Here is a 21,965-nt window from a genome sequence, read left to right as displayed (position 1 = left end):
TACAATCGCACCGGTGCGGCCTCCATCCGCACCCGAGCAGAAGCCCCGCATGATCGAGACTCCTCACGTCCCGCGCGTTCGCGCGTCGCGCCGCCGACCCCTGCGGCGTCTTGCGGCGACCGGCGCGATCCTCGCCCTCGTGCTCGGCGGGGCGGTGCCCGCCTTCGCGGCCGCGACGCCCGAGCCGACCGCCACCGCGGCGCCCGCGCCGGCCCTCACGCTCGTCCCCGCCGACAACGGGGTTCTCGCGCCGGGGGCCGATCTCGCCGTGACGGTCTCGCTGACCGCCGGGGGCGGCCCCTCGACCGTGTCCCTGGCCATCGGGGCTCAGCCGCTGGCCGACCGCGCGGCCCTGACGAGGTGGACCGGCGGCGAGCGCGACGGGGTCGATGTCGCCGACGTCGGGTCGGTGGCGATCGACGCGCAGGGGACGACCGGTTCGGCGAGCGCCCCGATCCGCGTCGCGGCGGCGAACCCCGCTCTGCTCGACCGTCCGGCCGGGGTCTACCCGATCGTCGCGACGACCACCACCGCGAGCGGCGCGACGCTCGTCTCCACGAGCGCGGTCGTCGTCCTCGGCCCGCGCGCCCCGGTCAGCATCGGCGTCGTGGTGCCGATCACCGGGCCCGCCATCTCGCGCGGACTGCTGACCTCCGACGCGCTCGCCGAGCTCACCGCGGCCGACGGCGACCTCACCGCGCAGCTCGATGCGGTCGCCGGCACCACCGCGATCCTGGCCATCGACCCCGCCATCCCCGCCGCGATCCGCGTGCTGGGCGATGCTGCTCCGGGCACCGCACGGGCCTGGCTCGACCGGCTCATGAACCTGCCGAATTCGCGGTTCGCCCTGCAGTTCGGCGACGCCGACCTCGCCACGCAGGTGCAGGCAGGACTCACCGACCCCCTCGACCCGCTCTCCCTCGTGTCGTACGTGCCAGACGGAACGACGCCCGAGACACCCACGCCCACACCCACCACGACCGAGTCCGGCACCGCCGCCACCGTCGCCCCGACCGACATCGGAGATGCGCGGGGCAACGTGTACTGGCCCGCGACGGGTACCGCCGGTCCGAGCGTCGCGGCGACCCTCGGTGCGCTGGGTACGGCCGAAGAGCCGGCGCTGACACTCGTGCCCTCCTCCAGCACGTCGGCCGGTGCCGGCGGCGCCCGCGTCGGCGCGAGGGTCGACTCGCCGGCATCCGCCCTGCTCGCCTACGACTCGACCATCTCCGATCTGCTGCGCACCGCGAGCGACGCGAACGATTCCGTCCAGCGCGACGCATCCCTCGCCCAGGCGACGGCGCAGATCGCGTTCGTCGACGCGTCGACGCCTCTGCTCGTGACGGTGGATCGTGGAACCGACCGATCGCGTTCGAACCTCCGCGCCACGATCCTGGCGGCGACGGGAGCGCCCGGCGCAGTGCCCGCCACACTCGACGAGATCGTCGCGTCGCCGGCCACCGCTGCCGTCGAGATCACCGACGCGCCGGCCGACGATGCACGTGTCGCCGACCTCACCACCCTCCTCGCCGAGGAGCAGACGATCGGCCGGTTCGCCACGATCCTCGACGACCCGACGCTTCTGACCGGACGCCAGCGGGCGGAGATCCTGCAATTGCTGAGCACGGCATGGCGAGCGGATGCTGCGGCCGCCCAGGCAGCGGTGGCCGATCATCGATCCGCGACGACGGCCACGCTCGACTCCGTCGGAATCCTGGCCTCCGACGTGAACCTCCTCAGCTACGGCGCGGACTACCGCCCGTACGTCCGCAACGGCCTCCCCTGGCCGATCAACGTGACGTTGATCGCGCAGCCCAACAACCCGCGGCTCATCGTGCAGACCCGCACGGACGCCACATCTCTGCCCGCCGACAGCAACACCCGTGTCGCCGTCCCCGTCGAGGCGCAGATCGCCAACGGAACCGTGACCGTCGACATGCGCCTGGTCAGTCCCACCGGTGAGCCGATCGGAACACCGACGAGCATCGCCGTGGAGGTGCATGCCGACTGGGAGAACATCGGCCTCGCCATCCTGGGTGCGGCTCTCGTGATCTTCGTCGGTGCGGGCATCGTCCGCACCGTGCTCCGGCGCCGCAGGGCTGCCCGGGCCACTACCGAGAACGAGACGGAGGTGAGCGAATGAGCGGCCTCGGACGCGCCAGCGCCCTGATCGGAGCGGGCACGATCATCTCGCGCCTGACCGGTCTTCTCCGCACCATCGTCCTCGTCTCGGCGATCGGGAGCGTCAGCCAGGCCGCTGACGCCTGGGCCGTCGCCTACTCGCTGCCCAACAGCGCCTACGCGATCATCTCGACGGGGCTCTTGACCGCGGTGATCGTGCCGCAGATCGTGAAGGCGGCGTCTCATTCCGACGGCGGCCACGCGTTCATCTCGAAGCTGTTCACCCTGGGCGCCACGATCCTCGTGGCGGCCACGGGCGTCGCGGTGCTCGTCGCGCCATTCCTCGTCGGCCTCTACGCACGCGAGTTCCCCCCGGAGCAGCACGCCCTCGCCACGGCCTTCGCCTACTGGTTGCTGCCCCAGATCTTCTTCTTCGGTCTGTTCGCCCTCCTCGGCGAGATTCTGAACGCTCGGCGGGTGTTCGGCCCGTACACCTGGGCCCCGATCGTCAACAACATCGTGTCGATCGCCGGCTTCCTCATCTTCATCGCCCTCTTCGGCGGTCCCATCACGGTCGTCGAGGAGTGGACCCCGGCGATGATCGCCGTCCTGGCAGGATCCGCGACGGCGGGCATCGTCATCCAATGCCTGGTGCTGGTCCTTTTCTGGCGTCGTGCGGGGTTGCGGATCCGCCCCGATTTCCGGTGGCGCGGAGTGGGGCTGCGCCACATCGGCCGCCTCGCCGGATGGACGTTCCTCATGGTCGTCGTCGGCCAGATCGCCGGCATCGTGCAATCGAACGTCCTAGCACCCGCGTCAGGGAACGCCGTGGCCAACTTCGCCTCTGCCAACGCGTGGCTGGTCTTCATGCTCCCGTACTCGATCATCGTGCTGTCGATCGGTACGCCCTACTTCACTCGGTTGAGCGAGCACGCGAACGCCGGTCGGCACGACGAGGTGCGGGCCGACATCGTCAGCAGCATCCGTATCCTCGGCCTGTTCACGGTCGTCGCCGCCGCGGCTCTGGCCGTCGCCGCCGTTCCCGCCTCTCGCATCTTCACCGACCAGGCCACGACGGCACCCGCCGTCGGCGCCGTCCTCATCGCGTATCTCGTCTCGCTCGTGCCGCTGGCCGTCTTGTTCGTGGTCCAGCGCACTTTCTACGCGTACAACGACACCCGCACGCCGTTCTTCTTCACTCTGTTCCAGGGAGTTCTCGTCGTCTCGTCCGCGCTCGTCGCCGGCGCGACCCTGCCGCCGGAGCATGTCGCCATCGGAGTGGCCCTGGGGCAGTCGCTCGCCAGCATCGCGCAGGTGATCGTGGCGACCTGGTTGCTCAACCGTCGGCTCGGCGGCATCGGCGTGGGCTCCTGGATGTCGTCGATCGCACGTTTCGCGCTCGCAGCCGTTCCGGCCGCGGCGGCCGGTTGGGGCGTCTTCCTCCTGACCGGCGGCAACGAGGGGTGGACGACGACCGACAAGATCTTCGGGGCGCTCGGCGCAGCGCTCATCGGCATCGTCACTCTCGCGGTCTACGGGGCGGTGCTGGCGATCTTCCGCGCGCCCGAGCTGCGCCCGGCTGTCGCGATCGTCCAGCGATTCCTCCCCCGGCGCTGAGGTCGCCGACACACGCTCTTCCGCTGCGCGGATGGGCACTGCCGGGGACGGAATACCGCCGGGCTACGATGAGTTCTTACGCCGTAGGACCAACGAAGGGGGCGACGCACGTGCGTCACGTCATCATCATCGGATCGGGCCCGGCGGGATACACCGCCGCGATCTACGCAGCTCGAGCGAACCTGGAGCCGCTCGTCGTGGCGAGCTCCGTCGAGGCCGGCGGCGAGCTCATGAACACCACCGACGTCGAGAACTTCCCCGGGTTCCCCGAGGGCATCCAGGGTCCCGATCTCATGACGAAGATGCAGGAGCAGGCCGAGCGCTTCGGCGCCGAAGTGCTCTACGACGACGTCGTGTCGCTCGACCTGAACGGACCGATCAAGAAGGTCACCCTCGGCAGCGGCAAGGAGTACGAGGCGTACTCGGTCGTCTATGCGACCGGTTCCGCGTACCGCAAGCTCGGCCTGCCGGGCGAGGAGCGCCTGTCCGGACGCGGCGTCTCGTGGTGCGCCACGTGCGACGGGTTCTTCTTCCGCGACCGCACGATCGCCGTCGTCGGCGGCGGCGACTCTGCGATGGAGGAGGCGACGTTCCTCACGAAGTTCGCGTCGAAGGTCTACATCATCCACCGCAAGGACAGCCTGCGCGCCTCGAAGATCATGCAGGAGCGCGCCTTCGCGAACGACAAGATCGAGTTCATCTGGAACACCGAGGTCGCCGACATCCTCGGTGAGGACGCGGTGTCCGGCGTCGAACTCCGAGACACCGTCGACGGCTCGACCCGCAACCTCGATCTCGATGGACTGTTCGTCGCCATCGGCAACGATCCGCGCACCCACCTCGTGCACGGCACGCTCGACCTCACACCCGAAGGCACCATTTGGGTCGACGGACGCTCGTCGCGCACGTCGGTGTCGGGAGTGTTCGCCGCCGGTGACGTCATCGACCCGACCTACCGTCAGGCGATCACCGCTGCCGGCACGGGAACGATCGCCGCCCTCGACGTCGAGCACTACCTGGCGGCGCGCGGCGAGGCCGGCGCCCCCGAAGTCACGGCCGACCAGATCGAAGACCTCCCCGACGCCGACGCGGCCTGAGGAACATTCGGGCCCTGATCGGCGTTATCACGAGCAGAACTTTTCACTAAGGAGATGCAATGAGCGCTAAGGCGACGACGTCCGCCACATTCGAGCAGGACGTCCTGAACGCAGACGGACCCGTCCTGGTCGACTTCTGGGCGGAGTGGTGCGGCCCGTGTCGCATGGTCGGACCGATCCTCGACGAGATCCAGTCCGAGAACTCTGACAAGATCACGGTTCTGAAGCTCAACGTCGACGAGAACCCCGATCTGGCGATGAAGTACCAGATCACGTCGATCCCGGCGATGAAGGTCTTCCAGGGCGGCGAGGTCCAGACGACCATCATCGGTGCGAAGCCGAAGTTCGCTCTCGAGAAGGACCTCGCAGCGTTCATCGGCTGACGAATACCGACTCGCGCATATAGATACGCGAAGCCTCCGAGAATCCCTCGTAACCCTCGTGGTTGCGGGGGATTCTCGCATTCCCGCACCGGCATCCGTCGGCCGGGGTCACCTGCCCGCGGGTCGAGTCACTGCGCGTCGAGGCGGATCGCCGCATCCCATCGACGATGGTTCTCCTCGTTGCCGAGGAGACGCCACACGGCACGGGTCAGTGGGGGGTAGTCGAGCGCGATCTGACGGAGAACCCGGTAGTGCCGCGCCCGATTCGGCCGCGCTCCACCGTTCTCAGCGATGTTCTCGGCCCGCAGGATGAGAACGACGAGCTCATCCACGGTGGGCAGGTCTTCCATGAAATCCCACGGATCCTCGCCGTCGCGGAGCCTTTCGTGGACGAGCACCGAGAGTTCATCGGCTGCCTCCGCGCGAAGCAGCTCGAGGCTCGCCCTCCTCCGGGGCTGGTCGTCATGCGTGGCCATCCATCAAGGGTACGCAACAAGAACGCCCTCCGGCGCCGCCCGTGGCGAAGAGGGGCGATGACCCTCGCACTTCAGGCGCCGTAGCCCTCTTCACCGATCTCCGCCAGAATCCTGTTGAGATCCTGGATGGTCGCAAAATCGATGCTGATCTGGCCTTTACGTGCCGACAACGCGATCCGGACCTTCGTATTCAACCGGTCACCCAGTCGCTCCGCGACCTCGTCGAGGTGCCCACGGCGAGCACCCGCCTTCGGAGCCGCGCGTTTGAGCTCGGGGGTCTTCGCCGCAGCCTCCGCCGCACGCACCGACAGATCCTCGTTGACGATCTTGTCTGCCAGGCGCTGCATGGCGTCGGGTCCATCGACCGAGAGAATCGCCCGCGCGTGTCCGGCGGTGAGTACTCCGGCCGCGACCCGCTGCTGTACGGGGACCGGCAGCCGCAGAAGACGGATGGTGTTGCTGATCTGCGGACGGGAGCGTCCGATGCGGGTCGCGAGTACGTCCTGGGTGATCCCGAAGTCTTCGAGAAGCTGCTGGTACGCCGAAGCTTCCTCGAGGGGGTTCAGCTGAGAACGGTGGAGGTTCTCGAGGAGAGCGTCACGCAGGAGATTCTCGTCCGATGTCTCGCGCACGATCGCCGGGATGGTCTCGAGCCCAGCCTCGCGTGACGCGCGAGTGCGTCGCTCCCCCATGATCAGCTCGTACGTGCCGTCATCCAGCGAACGGACGACGACGGGCTGGAGCACGCCGAACTCGCGGACGCTGTGCACGAGCTCGGCGAGGTCGTCGGGGTCGAAGTTCGTGCGGGGCTGCCGGGGATTGGGCACGATCTGGTGAGGGTCGACCTGGATCAGCCGTGCGCCCGGTACGCTCACGAGCTGGGCGGCCTCATCTTCGGCGCGCGCGACCGCTGCCTGGTCGGCCGCCGCCTGCGCCTGCCCGTCGGGGAAGAACACGTCGACAGGACGCGATTCGCTCTGCTCCGCCGTGGGGATCAGCGCGCCGATCCCTCTGCCCAGGCCAGTTCTCTTCGCCATCAGGCTTCCTTCCGGTCAACGGCATCGCGCCGGATGATCTCTATCGCCGCTTCGCGATATGCAATGGCGCCGGCCGACTGTCCATCGTAAGCGATGACGGTCTGCCCGAAGCTCGGCGCCTCCGACACGCGCACCGATCTCGGGATGACCGTACGCAGCACTTCCTCGGGGAAGTGCTCTCGCACCTCATCTGCCACCTGCTGGGCGAGGCGCGTGCGTCCGTCGTACATCGTCAGGAGGATCGTCGACAGACGGAGATTCGGATTGAGGTGCTTCTGGATCATGTGGACACTGCCGAGGAGCTGACTCAGCCCCTCCAGCGCGTAGTACTCGCACTGGATCGGGATCAAGACCTCGCGCGCCGCGGTGAACGCGTTGATGGTCAGCAGTCCCAGGGATGGCGGGCAATCGATGATCACGAAGTCCATACGGTGGTCGGACTCGTTCAGGTACTCGTCGAGAGCAGTACGCAGGCGGTGCTCGCGTGCGACGCGAGAGACGAGCTCGATCTCCGCCCCGGCGAGATGGATCGTGCTCGGAGCACAGAAGAGATGAGGGGACTCAGGACTGTTCTGGACGATCTCCGCGAGAGGGACCTCGTCGATCAGAACGTCGTAGATGCTGGAGACCTCCGCATTGTGCGGCACCCCGAGAGCCGTCGAGGCATTGCCTTGGGGATCGAGGTCGATCACGAGCACCCGGGCGCCGACTTGCGCCAGGGCAGCGGCGACGTTGACGGCACTTGTCGTCTTTCCAACACCACCCTTCTGGTTCGAGACCGTGATGATACGGGTCTCTCCCGAGAGCTGCACCTCGACCCCCTCGAGAGCGCGTCGGCGGGCGGAGAGATTGGCTATCTCACGGGCGATGGGCGAGTCGTCGAAAGCATCCATCGGCGACCGGTCATCGGGATGTTTCACGTGAAACTCTCTCCTTCTCGCCGGTTCGGCACACCCGCTCGAGTCTACGTCAGGGGCCCGACAGCGACTATTCGACGTGTTGTTTCACGTGAAACATCGCGTGAGGGTGTGTGACGGTCTTCACCAGCCCATCCCGCTCCGATGTTTCACGTGAAACACGGGCCGGGTGGGTTCTATGCGCGAACCCGTGCGCGAACGACGCGCGTCGGCTCATCCAGGAGGTCCGAGCCGACGACCTCGACGCGCGCGTCCGTCACCCTGTGGGCACGAAGCTGCTTGGTCGCGGCGCCGATCTCGTTCTGTGCATTCGCGCCCTTGAGGAGGATGAGCTCGCCTCCATCGCGCACCAGAGGCGCCGTCCAGGGGAGGAGCGTCCTCAGCGCGCTGACCGCCCGCGCGGTGACCATGTCGAGAGTTCCGGCACCCGACCATTCCTCGCCGCGCGAACGAACGATCTCGACGTTGCTGAGTCCGAGCTCATCCACTTGTTCGGCCAGCCATGCGGTGCGTCGCTCCATCGGCTCGATGAGAACCCATTCGACATCCGGCCGTGCGATCGCAAGCGCGATCCCGGGCAGGCCGGCCCCGGAGCCCACGTCACCTACGCGCCCAGAGAAGAGAGGAGCGACGACGGCGCTGTTCAACACGTGCCGCGTCCAGAGTCGGGGGAGTTCGAGGGGCCCGATGAGACCGCGCTCCTCGCCGTGGTCGGCGAGATTGCGTGTGAACCGGCGGGCCAGATCGATCCTGACGCCGAAGATCCGGGATGCGGAGGACGGCTCAGCTTCGAGAGAGGTCATGGATGTTTCACGTGAAACACGTCAGGCGCGTCGAATGACGGGGTGACGGTCCGCACCCTCGCCGAACGACTCCGACGCGTAACCACGGTCGGCCGCGATGTCGTGGATGAGTTTGCGCTCATAGCTCGACATCGCCGGCAGGGACGCCTGAGTCGAACCTTCATCGATGCGCGCGATGGCGCGATCGACAAGTACCTCGAGCTCACGCTGACGCGCATCGCGCGATCCACCCACGTCGAGGATCAGACGCGAGAATCGCCCGGTGCTGTTCTGCACCGCGAGACGCGTGAGCTCCTGCAGGGCCCGCACCGTCTCCGGCTCGGCCAAGCGCGCGATGGGTCCCGCGGCATCCGCCTCGACGGAGACGTACGCGCGCCCGGCGCGCACATCCATCGCCAGATCGCCGTCGATGTCGGCGATGTCGAGCAGCGCTTCGAGGTAGTCGGCGGCGATGTCGCCCTCCTGCTCGAGCTGCTCATCGGTGGCGGGGACGGGTGCTTCGGTCTGCTCGGAAGTCGTCATGATCGTCTTTCAGGTGAGGCGGTCAGCGAGGTGTGGGGGCGTCAGGAGCGTCGGTCGACGGCGGCGGAGATGCTGCCGGACGAGCCGCCGTCGGCTTCGTGCTCTGCTTCTTGGCACGCTGCTTGCCGACCGGCTGCTGACGCTTCGGGGCTGCCGCACGGGCGCGCTCCGCTTCTTCGAGCAGTCGCTGCTGCTCGGCCTGGTACTTCTCGAGAGGAACGACCTTGCCGTTCGAATCGATCGCCTTGCCCTTTCGCGCGAGGCGCTCCTCGCGGGCCTTGGCGGCCTCGGACCCGGGTGTCGGCATCTCACGGATGACGATGAACTGCTGAACCATCGTCCACAGGTTGCTCGCGAACCAGTAGATGACGACGCCCAGCGGGAAGAACACACCGGAGAAGATGAAGCCCAGCGGCAGGATGAAGAGCATGATGCGCTGCATCTGGTAGGCCTGGCCGGTCTTGGCCTCGGGGGAGAGGTTCTTCGAGATGATCTGCAGCTGGGTGAAGAACTGCGACGCGATCATGAGCACCACGAGGATGATCAGGATGATGACCGACACCTGACCGTCGGGCTGGCTCCACGCGGTGGTGAGGTTGACGTGCAGCGATGCGACGTCGAAGAGCTTCGCGTCGTAGAACTCCTGCGTGAGGCGGTTGTCGAGCAATCCGACACCACTGAAGCTGGGGTTCGCGGCGATCTTCTGCACGTCGTTGAGCACGCTGAACAACGCGAAGAACACCGGCATCTGCACGAGGAGCGGCAGGCAGCTCGACACCGGCGTCGTGCCGTGCTTCTTATACAGCGCCATCGTCTCCCGGCTCATGGCCTCACGAGAGAGCTGATCCTTCTTGCCGCGGTACTTCTCCTGAACTTTTCGCAGTTCAGGAGCGATTTCCATCATCTTTCGCTGGCTCTTGATCTGCCGAACGAACAGCGGAATCAGCGCGGCCCGCACGACGATCACCAGACCGACGATCGACAGCACCCAGGTGAGACCGGCTGCCGGCGCCAGACCGATCGCCGTGAACACCCAGTGCCACGCGACCAGCACGAGTTCGACCAGCCACTTCAGCGGCCAGAGGATGGTTCCAATCAGGTCGAAGCCCAAGAGTCAGTCCTTTCCGGGGGGCACGACGAAACCGTGCCGGGTGAGCTCATAGCGGAAGGCCCGGTGAGGCGGCACGTCGTCGATGCCACCCTGAGCCCAGGGATGGCATCGGGCGAGTCGCGCGGCCGCCAGAGCCACGCCTTTCACGACCCCGTGCTGCTGCACCGCACCAACCGCGTACGCCGAACAAGAGGGGTAGTACTTGCACACGTCGCCGTAGACGTGGGAGATGGTGGCGCGATACGCATGAAGAACGGTCAGCGCGGTGTTGCGTGGGAGAAGAGGAGCGGAGCGCACGACATCCGTCGCGACCCAGTGCGCGTTCCCCGTAGAGGAGGTGGGGAGAGTGGAGGTGCTCACGCGGCCCTCCGCTTCAGACAGCGGACGACGTCGTCTCGCAGTTCCGAGAAGTCCGCGGTCGCCGAACCGGGCAGGGCACGGATGACGACATCGGCCCCGGGGCGAACGCCCTCGAGGGCCTCGGCGCAGACGGCCTTCAGGCGACGACGCACGAGATTGCGCGTGACGGCGGAACCGACCTGCCGACTCACGATGAAACCGAACCGGGCCGGCGCATCTCCGCCACCACCGACGTAGGTGACGGTGTGCGTTCCCGCACACCGAGCACCGCGCCGGACGATGGCTTTATAGTCCGATCCGCGCGTGAGTCGGTTCGGCTTCGCGAGCACGGGGTGGGTGAGACCGGGTGAGGTCAGGCCGAGAGCTCGGTGCGCCCCTTGGCGCGCCGAGCCGAAAGGATGGCGCGACCGGCACGCGTGTGCATGCGGGCACGGAAGCCGTGCTTCTTGGCACGACGACGGTTGTTGGGCTGGAACGTACGCTTGCTCATGAGATAACTCCGGTATCGGATGCCGCCCGGGCGATCATCCGGGCCCAGACGGTGGGGACTGCCTCGAGGGCATAAGTCAACCGACTAAGACTAAGCCGGAGTTCCTGAGAACTCAAACCCACTCGAGGCCAAAGAGCGATTATCCCCAACCTGTGGGGTTCCCCCTGGCAATGACACGCCGCACGGATCTACAGTGGGTTTTGCTCTCGTGACGACCGCTGACTAACGTGTGTCTCCGATAGTTATCCACAGGTTCGGCGCGCCCGTCGATCTGAGACGCGCGAGCTCCCGGGGGGACGATGTCACCGAACGAGGTCGCCGACGTCCCCATCTGGCCCGCCGTTCTCGAGATGCTCGACCGCGACGACCGCGTGACTCCCCAGCTCCGGGGGTTCCTCAACCTCGTCGTCCCCAGTGGTGTCTACGCAGGTGTCCTCTATCTCGACGTACCGAACGATCTGACCGCCGCGCAGATCAACAAGCGTCTTCGTCTTCCTCTGCTCGAGGCCCTCACCAGGGTCGACGCCCCCGAACCCGCGGCATCCTTCCGCGTCGCCGTGAACCCCGACCTCATCGACGCGCACCTGAGCTCACCGGCGAATTCGCCGCATCCCGAGATCGACCACGAACCGTCGCCGACGCCCGCGCCCGCGACGGTGCCCCACTCGCGCCCCAACATGGACGACACGTCCGAGTCGGCCTCACCCGCCTCGCGCAACGACACCCGCCTCAACCCGAAGTACACGTTCGACAACTTCGTCATCGGGCAGTCCAACCGGTTCGCGCACGCCGCGGCGGTCGCCGTCGCCGAAGCGCCGGCGAAGGCCTACAACCCGCTCTTCATCTACGGCGACTCGGGACTGGGGAAGACGCACCTCCTCCATGCGATCGGCGACTACGCGGTCAGCATGTACGCCGGCATCCGGGTGCGCTACGTCTCCAGCGAGGAGTTCACGAACGACTTCATCAACTCGATCGTGAACAACCGCGGTTCCGCGTTCCAGGCCAGGTACCGCGATGTCGACATCCTGCTGATCGACGACATCCAGTTCCTTCAGGGACGCGCAGAGACCCAGGAAGCGTTCTTCCACACGTTCAACACGCTCCACGACCACGACAAACAGGTCGTCATCACGAGCGACGTGCCGCCCAAGCACCTCACCGGCTTCGAAGACCGCATGCGCAGCCGCTTCGAGTGGGGCCTCATCACCGACGTGCAGGCGCCCGACCTCGAGACGCGCATCGCGATCCTGCGAAAGAAGGCGCAGAGCGAACGCCTCCAGATCCCCGACGAGGTCATGGAGTACATCGCGACCGTCGTCTCGTCGAACATCCGCGAGCTCGAGGGCGCCCTCATCCGCGTCTCGGCGTTCGCCAGCCTGAACCGCTCGACACTCGACATGTCGCTGGCCCAGACGGTGCTCCGCGACATCATCGACCAGGACGACCAGAACGTCGTGTCACCGACCGACATCATCACCGCGACCGCGCAGTACTTCAAGCTCTCGGTCGACGATCTCTACGGGTCGAGCCGCTCCCAGTCGATAGCGATCGCCCGCCAGATCGCGATGTACCTGTGCCGTGAGCGCACGAGCCTGTCGCTGCCGAAGATCGGTCAGCTGTTCGGCAACCGCGACCATACGACCGTGATGTACGCGTACAAGAAGATCAGCGACCTCATGAAGGAGCGCCGGTCGATCTACAACCAGGTGACGGAGATCACCACGCAGCTCGGCCGCTCACGCTGACCGTCTCCGTCTGAGCCCCTGTGACCCCTTCCGCGGGTCCCAGGGGCTTCTTCGTGCGTCGACGGCCGCCCAGAAGCCCTCTCATGAGGCGTTCTGCACATGTGGAAAACGTGTGGATAACTACGATTTCCCGTGCGACGGATGTGTACGGATCGGATAGACCTGTGGACAGAGGGCCGGATGCTGTCATCCCGACGACCTCGCGTTGGGGGCGGTTTCCTCACCGACTCCACATCTCACACGCGTGTAGTTCCCATGTCGCGACAGGTATCCACCGAGTTGTCCACAGTTTCCACAGCTGTTAACAAGATGAAGAACAAAAATTGTTAAGCAAGCCGGGTCGATCACCTTTACGGCGGAAGCGGGCTTTCCGGATCATCCGGGAGCGGGCACTAGCATGAGTAACCCAAGCCCGACGTCGAGGGAGCACCCGTGAAATTTCACATCAATCGTGATGTGTTCAGCGAAGCCGTGTCGTTCGTCGTCAAGCTCCTGCCGCAGCGCAACCCGCAGCCGATCCTCGCGGGAGTCTTGATCGAAGCGAGCGACGAGGGTCTGTCGCTGGCCGCGTTCGACTACGAAGCATCCGCTCGCACCACGATCGAGGCCACGGTCGACGAACCGGGCACGATCCTCGTCCACGGGCGTCTGCTCTCCGAGATCGCGAGCCGCCTGCCGAACGCACCAATCAAGATCGTCGTCGACGACGACGGCGGGATCGTGCTCACCTGCGGTTCGGCCCGCTTCACGCTGGCGTCGATGCCGGTCCAGGAATATCCCGCCATTCCCGAGGTCAACGGCGAATCCGGACTCGTTCCCGCCGAAGACTTCGCGACGGCCATCGCCCAGGTCGCCTTCGCCGCGTCGCGCGACGACGTCACGCCCGTTCTCACCGGCGTTCAGCTCGAGGTGTCCGGAACACGTTTGAGCCTGGTGGCCACCGACCGCTACCGCGTCGCGCTGCGCGAGATCCCGTGGGACGGCGGCACGTCAGCCTCCGATGAGCCGACGACGGCACTGGTCCCCGCCCGCACCCTGCAGGAGGTCGGAAAGACCTTCGCACACGGCGGCGACATCTCGATCGCCTTCTCCGGGTCGGGCGACCGCGAGATCATCGCGTTCACCGCGGGCAACAAGACCGTGACGTCGCTGCTGATCAAGGGCAACTTCCCACCGGTCCGCCGACTCTTCCCCGAGGCGACCGAGCATCACGCGGTGGTCAACACCGCAGAGCTCGCCGAAGCGGTTCGTCGTGTCGCGCTCGTGCTCGACCGCTCCGCACCGCTGCGTTTCACGTTCACCTCCGACGGCGTCTCGATGGACGCCTCCGGAACCGAGCAGGCGCGCGCCTCCGAGTCGGTCGACGCCACGCTCGTCGGCGAGGATGTCACCCTCGGCCTCAACCCGCAGTACCTGCTCGAGTCGCTCGGTGCCGTCCGCAGCGAGTTCGCACGGGTCACCTTCACCTCGAGCGAGAACGCGAACAAGCTCAGCCCCGTGCTGGTCACGCCCCAGACGTCGGGCGGCGAGGAGTCGTTCAAGTACCTGCTGCAGCCGAACCTCCTCCTGCGCTGACGTCGGACGTCGCGGGTAGGCTTCCCCGGTGATCGTGGAGCAGCTGAGTCTCGTCGACTTCCGCAACTACGCGGTCGCCGACGTGTCGCTCGGTCCCGGCGCCAACGTCTTCGTCGGACGCAACGGTCAGGGGAAGACGAATCTCGCCGAGGCGATCGCCTACCTCGCCACCCTCGGCTCGCACCGGGTGTCGAACGACGCTCCGCTGGTGCGCGACGGCGCAGAGGCCGCGATCGTGAGAGCACGTCTGGTGCACGGTGAGAGAAGCGTCCTCCTCGAACTGCAGGTCAACCGTCAGGGCGCCAACAAGGCACGGGTCAACGGTGCGGCGGTGAGGACGGCCGAACTGCCGCGCTATGCGCAGGTGATCCTGTTCGCCCCCGAAGATCTCCAGATCGTGCGCGGAGACCCGTCCTCCCGGCGCAAGTTCGCCGATCAGCTCCTCGTGCAGCGCACCCCCCGTCTCGCGGGTGTGCTCGGCGATTACGACCGTGTGCTCAAGCAGCGCACCGCATTGCTCAAGTCCGCGAAGGCCCGCGGGGTGCGCGGCGATGCTCTGTCGACTCTCGACGTGTGGGACGACAAGCTCGTCGCACTCGGCACCGAGGTCATCGAGGCCAGGCTCTCGCTGGCTCGCGATCTCGCGGCGCCCGTCGCCGCCGCTTACACCGCCATCGCCGGGGCCGACCACGATCCGCGTCTCGACTGGGCGCTGTCGGTGCGCGGCGGGGATCCCGAAGACGACGAGTCGGTCGACGGCGAGCCGACGGATTCCGGCTCGTTGGCCGAGCAGTTCCGTACCGCACTGGCCGCGCGGCGTCCCGCGGAGCTCGAGAGAGGGCTGACCCTCGTCGGACCCCATCGCGACGACCTGGTGCTGCGTGTGCGGGGCCTGCCGGTGAAGGGCTATGCGTCGCACGGTGAATCCTGGTCGGTCGCGCTCGCTCTCCGACTCGCGTCCGCGGAACTGCTGCGCGCGGAGTCCCGTCTCGGTGACCCGGTGCTGATCCTCGACGACGTGTTCGCCGAACTCGACGCCGGTCGTCGGTCGCGTCTTGCCGACCTGGTCGGCGGCTACGAACAGGTCATCGTCACGTCTGCCGTAGAAGAAGATGTCCCCGACGCGCTGCGCGCGCGTCTGGTTCGCGTCGATTCCGGCCGGATCGTCGAGGCCCCCGATGTCTGATGAGGCCGAGCTCCCGGAATCGATGGCGACCTACCTCCGGCTGCGCGGACTGGAGCCCTCCCCGTATCGGCGCAAGCGACGCCAGCGACGCTCGGCCGATTCCGACGAGAACGTGCCCTTCACCGCGGGTCGCGATCCGCACGGTGTCGGCGACGTGCTCGCAGACCTGACCCGCACCGCCGGATGGAATTCCGCCCTCGCCCGCGAAGACCTGGTGCGCACATGGGACGACGTCGCCGGCGAAGAGACGGCCAAACACACCCGTCCAGTCGCCCTCGACGCGGGGATGCTGACGGTGCAGGCCGATTCGACGGCCTGGGCCAAGCAGCTCCAGCTCATGCGTGCACAGATCCTGTCGGAGATCGTTCGAAGGTTCCCGGAGGCGGGGGTCGACAGCATCCGCTTCATCGGCCCTGACGTCCCCTCCTGGAAATGGGGTCCCAGAGCGATTCAGGGCCGTGGTCCGCGCGATACCTACGGTTGAGCCAGGTCCGATCTTGGTCACGGCCTTTTCATCGCGCCACAGAGGCGTATAAGCGTCGGGATGTGGTCGGCACAGGGTAGACTGGCCGAGTTACCGATGACCGATGTGGAGCGCGCGAAACCTATGACCTCCGTGAACCCCGACAGCGTTCCTGAAGAACCCGAATCCCGGCCCGCAGAGAAAGTTCACAACGACTACGGCGCCGATGAGATCCAGGTACTCGAAGGCCTCGAGGCGGTTCGCAAGCGCCCAGGTATGTACATCGGGTCCACCGGTGCCCGAGGACTCCACCATCTCGTGTACGAGATCGTCGACAACTCGGTCGATGAGGCCCTGGCCGGGTACTGCGACACCATCGAGGTGACGATCCTCGAAGACGGCGCCGTCCGCGTCGTCGACAACGGTCGAGGCATCCCCGTCGACATGCACCGCACCGAGGGCAAGTCGACCGTCGAGGTCGTACTCACGGTGCTGCACGCCGGTGGAAAGTTCGGCGGCGGCGGGTACGCGGTGTCGGGCGGTCTGCACGGTGTCGGCTCATCGGTGGTGAACGCCCTCTCATCGCGTCTCGAGGTCGCCGTCCAGCGTCAGGGCTACTTCTGGCGTCAGTCCTACCGCAACGGCGGAGTGCCCGAGGCCCCGTTGGCTCAGGCGGAGCCGAGCGACACCACCGGTACGACCATCACCTTCTGGCCGGACGCCACGATCTTCGACACGGTCGACTTCGACTACGAGACCCTTCGCACGCGTTTCCAGCAGATGGCCTTCCTCAACAAGGGGCTCCGGATCACGCTGCGCGACGAGCGTCCGGATCACCTCTCGGTCGAGGCCGGCGAAGACGGCGAAGAGACGCCGCATCACCCGAACGACAGCTTCCTCTACGAGCGCGGGCTCGTCGACTACGTCGAGTACCTGAACAAGGTGCGCCGCGCCGACGTCGTCAACGACGTCATCATCGACTTCGAATCCGAAGACACCGAGCGCAAGATCGCGCTCGAGATGGCGATGCAGTGGACGACGAGCTACACGGAGAACGTCTTCACCTTCGCCAACACGATCAACACCCATGAGGGCGGAACGCACGAAGAAGGCTTCCGTGCGGCACTGACGGCCCTGGTCAACAAGTACGCCCGGGCGAACAACCTCCTCAAGGAGAAGGACGAGAACCTCTCCGGCGAAGACGTGCGCGAGGGCCTCACGGCCGTCATCTCGGTCAAGCTCTCGGAGCCGCAGTTCGAGGGTCAGACGAAGACCAAGCTCGGCAACACCGAAGCGAAGGCCTACGTGCAGAAGGCCGTCGGCGACCGACTCGGCGACTGGTTCGATCGCAACCCCACGCAGGCCAAGAACGTGGTGCGCAAGGCGATGGATGCGAACACCGCCCGCCTCGCGGCGCGGAAGGCTCGCGAGACCGCCCGACGCAAGAGCGTCTTCGAGTCGGCATCGATGCCCGACAAGCTCAAGGACTGCACGAGCAAAGACCCGAAGATCAGTGAGATCTTCCTCGTCGAGGGAGACTCGGCCGGCGGTTCGGCGGTGCAGGGTCGCGACCCGCACATCCAGGCGATCCTCGCCCTCCGCGGCAAGATCCTGAACGTCGAGCGCGCCCGTCTCGATCGGGCTCTCGGCAACAACGAGGTCCAGGCGATGATCCAGGCCTTCGGCACCGGCATCGGTGAGGACTTCGACATCGAGAAGGCGCGGTACCACAAGATCGTGCTGATGGCCGATGCCGACGTCGACGGCCAGCACATCACCACCCTGCTTCTCACGCTGTTGTTCCGCTACATGCGCGGCCTCATCGAGGCGGGATTCGTCTATCTCGGCCAGCCGCCGCTCTACCGACTGAAGTGGTCGAACTCCCCGCACGAGTACGTGTACAGCGATCGCGAGCGCGACGCGCTGCTCGCGGAGGGCATCGCCAGCGGCAAGCGGGTGCCCAAGGACAACGGCATCCAGCGCTACAAGGGTCTCGGCGAGATGAACGCCAAGGAACTGTGGGAGACCACCATGGATCCCCAGACGCGCACCCTCCTCCAGGTGACGATCGACGACGCCGCGGCAGCAGACGAGATCTTCTCCGTCCTCATGGGCGAAGACGTCGAGTCGCGTCGCGGCTTCATCCAGCGCAACGCCAAAGACGTGCGCTTCCTCGACATCTGACGCGTTCACTCGCGCCCCGGGGCATGCTCAGGGACCGATCAACGGAAAGAACACATGGCTGACGAAGAACGCTCGACGCCCGAGCACAACCACGGCCGCATCGACCAGGTCGATCTGCAGCTCGAGATGCAGCGGAGCTATCTCGACTACGCGATGAGCGTCATCGTGGGTCGCGCGCTGCCGCGCGTCGAAGACGGCCTCAAGCCCGTGCATCGCCGTGTCATCTACGGCATGTACGACGGCGGGTTCCGGCCCGACAAGTCGTTCTCGAAGTGCGCCCGTGTGGTGGGCGAGGTCATGGGCCAGTACCACCCGCACGGTGACGCCCCGATCTACGACGCCCTCGTGCGCCTCGTCCAGCCGTGGTCGCTGCGTTACCCCCTCGCCCTCGGACAGGGGAACTTCGGCTCCCCGGGCAACCAGGGTGCGGCCGCCCCGCGCTACACCGAGACGAAGATGGCTCCCCTCGCGCTCGAGATGGTGCGCGACATCGAAGAGGAGACCGTCGACTTCGAGGACAACTACGACGGGCAGACGCAGGAGCCCGTCGTTCTCCCGGCCCGCTTCCCGAACCTCCTGGTCAACGGCTCGGTGGGTATCGCCGTCGGTATGGCGACCAACATCCCGCCGCACAACCTGCGCGAGGTCGCCGCCGGCGCGCTCTGGGCGCTCGAGCGTCCCGAGGCCAGTCGTGAAGAGCTGCTCGAGGCGCTCATGGAGCGCATCCCCGGGCCCGACTTCCCGACCGCGGCGCAGATCCTCGGCACGCGCGGCATCAAGGATGCCTACCGCACGGGTCGCGGTTCGATCACCATGCGCGCCGTCGTCAACGTCGAGGAGATCCAGGGCCGTACGTGCCTCGTGATCACCGAGCTGCCCTACCAGGTCAACCCCGACAACGTCGCGGTGAAGATCCGCGACCTGGCTCGCGACGGCAAGATCACCGGGATCGCCGACATCCGCGACGAGAGCTCCGACCGCACCGGTCAGCGCCTCGTGATCGTGCTGAAGCGCGACGCGGTCGCCAAGGTCGTGCTCAACAACCTGTACAAGCACACGCAGCTGCAGGACAACTTCGGCGCCAACATGCTCGCGATCGTCGACGGGGTGCCACGCACTCTGCCGCTCGACGGCTTCATCAGCTACTGGATCGCCCACCAGGTCGACGTCATCGTCCGTCGCACGACGTTCCGTCTGCGCAAGGCCGAGGAGCGCGCCCACATCCTGCGCGGATATCTCAAGGCCCTCGACGCCCTCGACGAGGTCATCGCGTTGATCCGGCGCTCCCCCACGGTGGACGACGCCCGCACCGGCCTGATCGAGCTGCTCGACATCGACGGTCTCCAGGCCGATGCGATCCTGCAGATGCAGCTGCGTCGTCTGGCCGCCCTCGAGCGTCAGAAGATCATCGACGAGGCGACCGAGCTCGAACTTCAGATCGCCGACTTCAAGGCGATCCTCGCCGACCCCGCCCGTCAGCGTTCCATCATCCGCGACGAGCTCACGGAGATCGTGGCGAAGTACGGCGACGACCGCCGCACGGAGATCCTGCCGGGGTATGACGGCGACATGTCGATCGAAGATCTCATCCCCGAGGAGGAGATGGTCGTCACCGTCACGCGCGAGGGCTACATCAAGCGGACGCGCAGCGACAACTACCGCTCGCAGCACCGCGGCGGCAAGGGTGTGAAGGGCGCGCAGCTGCGCGCGGACGACGTGGTCGAGCACTTCTTCGTCACCACCACGCACCACTGGCTGCTCTTCTTCACGAACAAGGGCCGCGTCTACCGCTCGAAGGCCTACGAGGTCCCCGAGGCCGGACGGGATGCGAAGGGCCAGCACGTCGCGAACCTGCTCGCCCTCCAGCCCGACGAGGAGATCGCTCAGATCCTCGACATCCGCGACTACAACGTCGCAACGTACCTCGTTCTGGCTACGCGCGGCGGCCTCGTCAAGAAGACGCGATTGACCGAGTACGACACCAACCGTCAGGGCGGTGTCATCGCGATCAAGCTGCGCGGTGCGGACGAAGAAGACGGCGACGAGCTCGTCAGCGCCCTGCTCACCGATGAGGGTGACGACGTCTTCCTCATCAGCCGGCACGGTATGTCGCTCCGGTTCACCGCGACCGACGACTCGCTGCGTCCGATGGGGCGCGCGACCGAAGGCGTGAAGGGTATGTCGTTCCGCGGCGACGACAGCCTGCTGTCCGCGTCGCTCGTCAGCGACGACGGATTCGTCTTCGTCGTGACCGAGGGCGGGTACGCCAAGCGCACCGCGGTCGACCAGTACCGCACCCAGAGCCGCGGCGGACTCGGCATCAAAGTCGCGCGCCTGAGCGACGATCGAGGCGATCTCGCGGGCGGTCTCATCGCCTCCGCGGACGACGAGATCCTTGTGGTTCTTGCCAGCGGCAAGGTGGTACGCTCTGCCGTGGCCGAGGTGCCCGCCAAGGGTCGTGACACGATGGGAGTCGTGTTCGCACGTGCCGGAGGCGATGATCGCATCATCGCGATCGCCCGGAACGGAGAGCGCGGCCTGGCCGAAGCATCCGAATCCGACGGAGATGCCGACGCGGTCGCAGATCCTGTTCCCGAGCCCACAACCGAGTCTGTCGAAGAGCCGACCGAGACACCTGAGGAAAGCGCGGACGAATGAGCACGGTAGCCGACAAGCTCGCCAAGAAATCGACGCACAAGACGACCGCGAAGCAGGTTCGCCTACGTCTGGTCTACGTCGACTTCTGGTCGGCAGTGAAGCTGTCGTTCCTCGCGGCGGTCGCGCTCGCGATCGTCACCGTCGTGTCGTTCTTCCTGGTGTTCATGGTCGTCAACACGACCGGTCTGATCGACCAGGTCGACGAGTTCTTCACGAGCTTCTCGGACGGCGGTGTGTCGATCAAGACCTTCATCGGCCTGCCGCAGGTGATGGCGTTCGCTGCGATCGTCGCCATCTTGAACCTCATCGTCGTGACCGTGCTCGGCGCGGTCATCGCGGGGATCTACAACCTCGCCGTCAAGGTGAGCGGCGGCCTGCTCGTCGGATTCACCTCGAACTGACGCGGTCTGGGCGTCACACGACGCCCGTCGTCCCGAGAAGCGCACCGATCGCGTAGGTGGCCGCCAGGGCGAGTGCGCCACCGACGACGAGTCGGACGACGGCACGGGGGGCGGACGAGCCGCCGAGCCGAGCGCTGATCGTTCCGGTGATCGCCAGGGCGACCAGGACGGCGGCGGCCGTCACGGGCACGCGCCACTCCGGCGCGGGCAGCAGGATGGCCAGCAGCGGCAGGAGCGCGCCGACGGTGAAGGCGAGCGCGGACGAGGCGGCGGCCTGCCAGGGACTGACGAGGTCGTCCTGATCGATGTGGAGTTCGACCTCGAGATGCGCCGAGAGCGCGTCGTGCGCGGTCAGTTCCCGGGCGACCTGTTCGGCGGTCGCCTCCGTCAGTCCACGTCTGCGGTACATCAGTGCCAGCTCCGCCAGCTCCTCCTCCGGCATCTCCCGCAGCTCGCGTTTCTCCTGCGCGATGAGCGCGCGCTCGCTGTCGCGTTGGCTGCTGACGGAGACGTACTCGCCGAGGGCCATCGAGATGGCCCCGCCCACCAGCCCCGCGACGCCCGCGGCCAGGATCGCGGGCACGCCGGCGCCGGCACCGGCGACGCCGACGACGAGGGATGCGACGGAGACGATGCCGTCGTTCGCGCCGAGCACGCCGGCTCGAAGCCAGTTGAGCCGGCGACCGATACCGGTGCCGTGCTCTTCGCCGTCGTGTGCGCGGGGTTCTGGGGTCACGTGCTCAGTGAATCAGCCGTGCCGGTCAGACCCTGCACCGGCGCGGCACCGATTCGTGAATTCGCCGCCGTTCCGGTAAA

Annotated in this window: 21 protein-coding genes; 11 read left to right on the top strand and 10 right to left on the bottom strand. The window is 66.7% G+C overall.

Features of this window, described 5'->3' with window-relative positions:
• Positions 1-49: 49 nt before the first annotated feature.
• The 4 genes from FVP77_RS11865 (at position 50) to trxA (ending at position 5,218) form a co-directional block, all read left to right on the top strand.
• Positions 50-2,143: a DUF6049 family protein gene (locus FVP77_RS11865; protein WP_147894809.1), complete on the top strand. Its 2,094-nt coding sequence runs from the start codon at positions 50-52 to the stop codon at positions 2,141-2,143.
• Positions 2,140-3,738, top strand: coding sequence for a murein biosynthesis integral membrane protein MurJ (gene murJ, locus FVP77_RS11860; RefSeq protein WP_147894808.1), 1,599 nt, complete (start codon positions 2,140-2,142; stop codon positions 3,736-3,738). Before FVP77_RS11865 ends, murJ begins: the two co-directional genes overlap by 4 nt.
• Before the next feature lie 110 nt (positions 3,739-3,848).
• A complete protein-coding gene (gene trxB, locus FVP77_RS11855; RefSeq protein ID WP_187266921.1) occupies positions 3,849-4,835 on the top strand; it encodes a thioredoxin-disulfide reductase in 987 nt (328 codons plus the stop codon).
• Positions 4,836-4,894: 59 nt separating this feature from the next.
• Positions 4,895-5,218: a thioredoxin gene (trxA, locus tag FVP77_RS11850; protein ID WP_147894806.1), complete on the top strand. Its 324-nt coding sequence runs from the start codon at positions 4,895-4,897 to the stop codon at positions 5,216-5,218.
• 128 nt (positions 5,219-5,346) lie between these two features.
• Here the strand turns inward: trxA and FVP77_RS11845 are convergent, their stop codons facing one another.
• The 9 genes from FVP77_RS11845 to rpmH all read right to left on the bottom strand — a co-directional run bounded on the left by FVP77_RS11845 (position 5,347) and on the right by rpmH (position 10,934).
• Positions 5,347-5,694, bottom strand: a complete 348-nt coding sequence (locus tag FVP77_RS11845; protein ID WP_116646954.1) for a tryptophan synthase subunit alpha — start codon at positions 5,692-5,694, stop codon at positions 5,347-5,349.
• A 71-nt stretch (positions 5,695-5,765) separates the two neighbouring features.
• Positions 5,766-6,731 carry a ParB/RepB/Spo0J family partition protein gene (locus tag FVP77_RS11840; RefSeq protein ID WP_147894805.1) on the bottom strand — a complete coding sequence of 322 codons (966 nt, stop codon included), beginning with the start codon at positions 6,729-6,731 and terminating at the stop codon, positions 5,766-5,768.
• Positions 6,731-7,624 carry a ParA family protein gene (locus FVP77_RS11835; protein WP_147895650.1) on the bottom strand — a complete coding sequence of 298 codons (894 nt, stop codon included), beginning with the start codon at positions 7,622-7,624 and terminating at the stop codon, positions 6,731-6,733. Before FVP77_RS11835 ends, FVP77_RS11840 begins: the two co-directional genes overlap by 1 nt.
• Positions 7,625-7,824: 200 nt before the next feature.
• Positions 7,825-8,451: a 16S rRNA (guanine(527)-N(7))-methyltransferase RsmG gene (rsmG, locus tag FVP77_RS11830; protein WP_147894804.1), complete on the bottom strand. Its 627-nt coding sequence runs from the start codon at positions 8,449-8,451 to the stop codon at positions 7,825-7,827.
• A gap of 21 nt (positions 8,452-8,472) precedes the next feature.
• Positions 8,473-8,973, bottom strand: coding sequence for a Jag family protein (locus FVP77_RS11825; protein ID WP_147894803.1), 501 nt, complete (start codon positions 8,971-8,973; stop codon positions 8,473-8,475).
• A 22-nt stretch (positions 8,974-8,995) separates the two neighbouring features.
• On the bottom strand, positions 8,996-10,084 hold the full coding sequence (gene yidC, locus FVP77_RS11820; RefSeq protein WP_147894802.1) for a membrane protein insertase YidC: 1,089 nt from the start codon (positions 10,082-10,084) through the stop codon (positions 8,996-8,998).
• Positions 10,085-10,087: 3 nt separating this feature from the next.
• The gene (gene yidD, locus FVP77_RS11815) at positions 10,088-10,444 is read right to left on the bottom strand and encodes a membrane protein insertion efficiency factor YidD (protein WP_187266920.1); all 357 of its coding nucleotides are present in this window, start codon (positions 10,442-10,444) and stop codon (positions 10,088-10,090) included.
• Positions 10,441-10,773, bottom strand: a complete 333-nt coding sequence (gene rnpA / locus FVP77_RS11810; protein ID WP_147894801.1) for a ribonuclease P protein component — start codon at positions 10,771-10,773, stop codon at positions 10,441-10,443. The genes yidD and rnpA overlap by 4 nt, the downstream gene beginning before the upstream one ends.
• Positions 10,774-10,796: 23 nt before the next feature.
• A complete protein-coding gene (rpmH, locus tag FVP77_RS11805) occupies positions 10,797-10,934 on the bottom strand; it encodes a 50S ribosomal protein L34 (protein WP_026302947.1) in 138 nt (45 codons plus the stop codon).
• 299 nt (positions 10,935-11,233) lie between these two features.
• On the opposite strand from rpmH, the gene dnaA reads away from it, so the two are divergent.
• The 7 genes from dnaA (at position 11,234) to FVP77_RS11770 (ending at position 21,149) form a co-directional block, all read left to right on the top strand.
• Positions 11,234-12,682 (top strand): chromosomal replication initiator protein DnaA, encoded by a 1,449-nt coding sequence (gene dnaA / locus FVP77_RS11800; protein ID WP_147894800.1) that lies wholly within the window; start codon positions 11,234-11,236, stop codon positions 12,680-12,682.
• Between the two features lie 432 nt (positions 12,683-13,114).
• The gene (gene dnaN, locus FVP77_RS11795; RefSeq protein ID WP_147894799.1) at positions 13,115-14,257 is read left to right on the top strand and encodes a DNA polymerase III subunit beta; all 1,143 of its coding nucleotides are present in this window, start codon (positions 13,115-13,117) and stop codon (positions 14,255-14,257) included.
• Between the two features lie 28 nt (positions 14,258-14,285).
• Positions 14,286-15,443 carry a DNA replication/repair protein RecF gene (gene recF / locus FVP77_RS11790; protein ID WP_147894798.1) on the top strand — a complete coding sequence of 386 codons (1,158 nt, stop codon included), beginning with the start codon at positions 14,286-14,288 and terminating at the stop codon, positions 15,441-15,443.
• Positions 15,436-15,927: a DciA family protein gene (locus FVP77_RS11785; protein WP_147894797.1), complete on the top strand. Its 492-nt coding sequence runs from the start codon at positions 15,436-15,438 to the stop codon at positions 15,925-15,927. Before recF ends, FVP77_RS11785 begins: the two co-directional genes overlap by 8 nt.
• A gap of 123 nt (positions 15,928-16,050) precedes the next feature.
• Positions 16,051-18,090 (top strand): DNA topoisomerase (ATP-hydrolyzing) subunit B, encoded by a 2,040-nt coding sequence (gene gyrB, locus FVP77_RS11780; protein ID WP_147895648.1) that lies wholly within the window; start codon positions 16,051-16,053, stop codon positions 18,088-18,090.
• 54 nt (positions 18,091-18,144) lie between these two features.
• A complete protein-coding gene (gene gyrA, locus FVP77_RS11775; RefSeq protein WP_147894796.1) occupies positions 18,145-20,748 on the top strand; it encodes a DNA gyrase subunit A in 2,604 nt (867 codons plus the stop codon).
• The gene (locus tag FVP77_RS11770; protein ID WP_116646968.1) at positions 20,745-21,149 is read left to right on the top strand and encodes a DUF3566 domain-containing protein; all 405 of its coding nucleotides are present in this window, start codon (positions 20,745-20,747) and stop codon (positions 21,147-21,149) included. Before gyrA ends, FVP77_RS11770 begins: the two co-directional genes overlap by 4 nt.
• 13 nt (positions 21,150-21,162) lie before the next feature.
• On the opposite strand, the gene FVP77_RS11765 is transcribed toward FVP77_RS11770, so the two are convergent.
• Positions 21,163-21,885 (bottom strand): VIT1/CCC1 transporter family protein, encoded by a 723-nt coding sequence (locus FVP77_RS11765; protein ID WP_147894795.1) that lies wholly within the window; start codon positions 21,883-21,885, stop codon positions 21,163-21,165.
• Positions 21,886-21,965 lie beyond the last annotated feature (80 nt).

Source organism: Microbacterium hatanonis, from assembly GCF_008017415.1.
Taxonomy (GTDB): Bacteria; Actinomycetota; Actinomycetes; order Actinomycetales; family Microbacteriaceae; genus Microbacterium; species Microbacterium hatanonis.
The sequence above is the reverse complement of the archived record's forward strand: the minus strand, read 5'-3'. Positions and strand labels throughout refer to the sequence as shown.

Bases quoted from the DNA above. Each gene is read 5' to 3' on its own strand.
- FVP77_RS11845 (WP_116646954.1), bottom strand. From the start codon at position 5,694: ATGGCCACGCATGACGACCAGCCCCGGAGGAGGGCGAGCCTCGAGCTG.
- dnaA (WP_147894800.1), top strand. From the start codon at position 11,234: ATGTCACCGAACGAGGTCGCCGACGTCCCCATCTGGCCCGCCGTTCTC.
- FVP77_RS11840 (WP_147894805.1), bottom strand. From the start codon at position 6,731: ATGGCGAAGAGAACTGGCCTGGGCAGAGGGATCGGCGCGCTGATCCCC.
- FVP77_RS11835 (WP_147895650.1), bottom strand. From the start codon at position 7,624: ATGGATGCTTTCGACGACTCGCCCATCGCCCGTGAGATAGCCAATCTC.
- rsmG (WP_147894804.1), bottom strand. From the start codon at position 8,451: ATGACCTCTCTCGAAGCTGAGCCGTCCTCCGCATCCCGGATCTTCGGC.
- FVP77_RS11865 (WP_147894809.1), top strand. From the start codon at position 50: ATGATCGAGACTCCTCACGTCCCGCGCGTTCGCGCGTCGCGCCGCCGA.
- FVP77_RS11770 (WP_116646968.1), top strand. From the start codon at position 20,745: ATGAGCACGGTAGCCGACAAGCTCGCCAAGAAATCGACGCACAAGACG.
- trxA (WP_147894806.1), top strand. From the start codon at position 4,895: ATGAGCGCTAAGGCGACGACGTCCGCCACATTCGAGCAGGACGTCCTG.
- gyrB (WP_147895648.1), top strand. From the start codon at position 16,051: ATGACCTCCGTGAACCCCGACAGCGTTCCTGAAGAACCCGAATCCCGG.
- gyrA (WP_147894796.1), top strand. From the start codon at position 18,145: ATGGCTGACGAAGAACGCTCGACGCCCGAGCACAACCACGGCCGCATC.
- FVP77_RS11785 (WP_147894797.1), top strand. From the start codon at position 15,436: ATGTCTGATGAGGCCGAGCTCCCGGAATCGATGGCGACCTACCTCCGG.
- rpmH (WP_026302947.1), bottom strand. From the start codon at position 10,934: ATGAGCAAGCGTACGTTCCAGCCCAACAACCGTCGTCGTGCCAAGAAG.
- FVP77_RS11825 (WP_147894803.1), bottom strand. From the start codon at position 8,973: ATGACGACTTCCGAGCAGACCGAAGCACCCGTCCCCGCCACCGATGAG.
- murJ (WP_147894808.1), top strand. From the start codon at position 2,140: ATGAGCGGCCTCGGACGCGCCAGCGCCCTGATCGGAGCGGGCACGATC.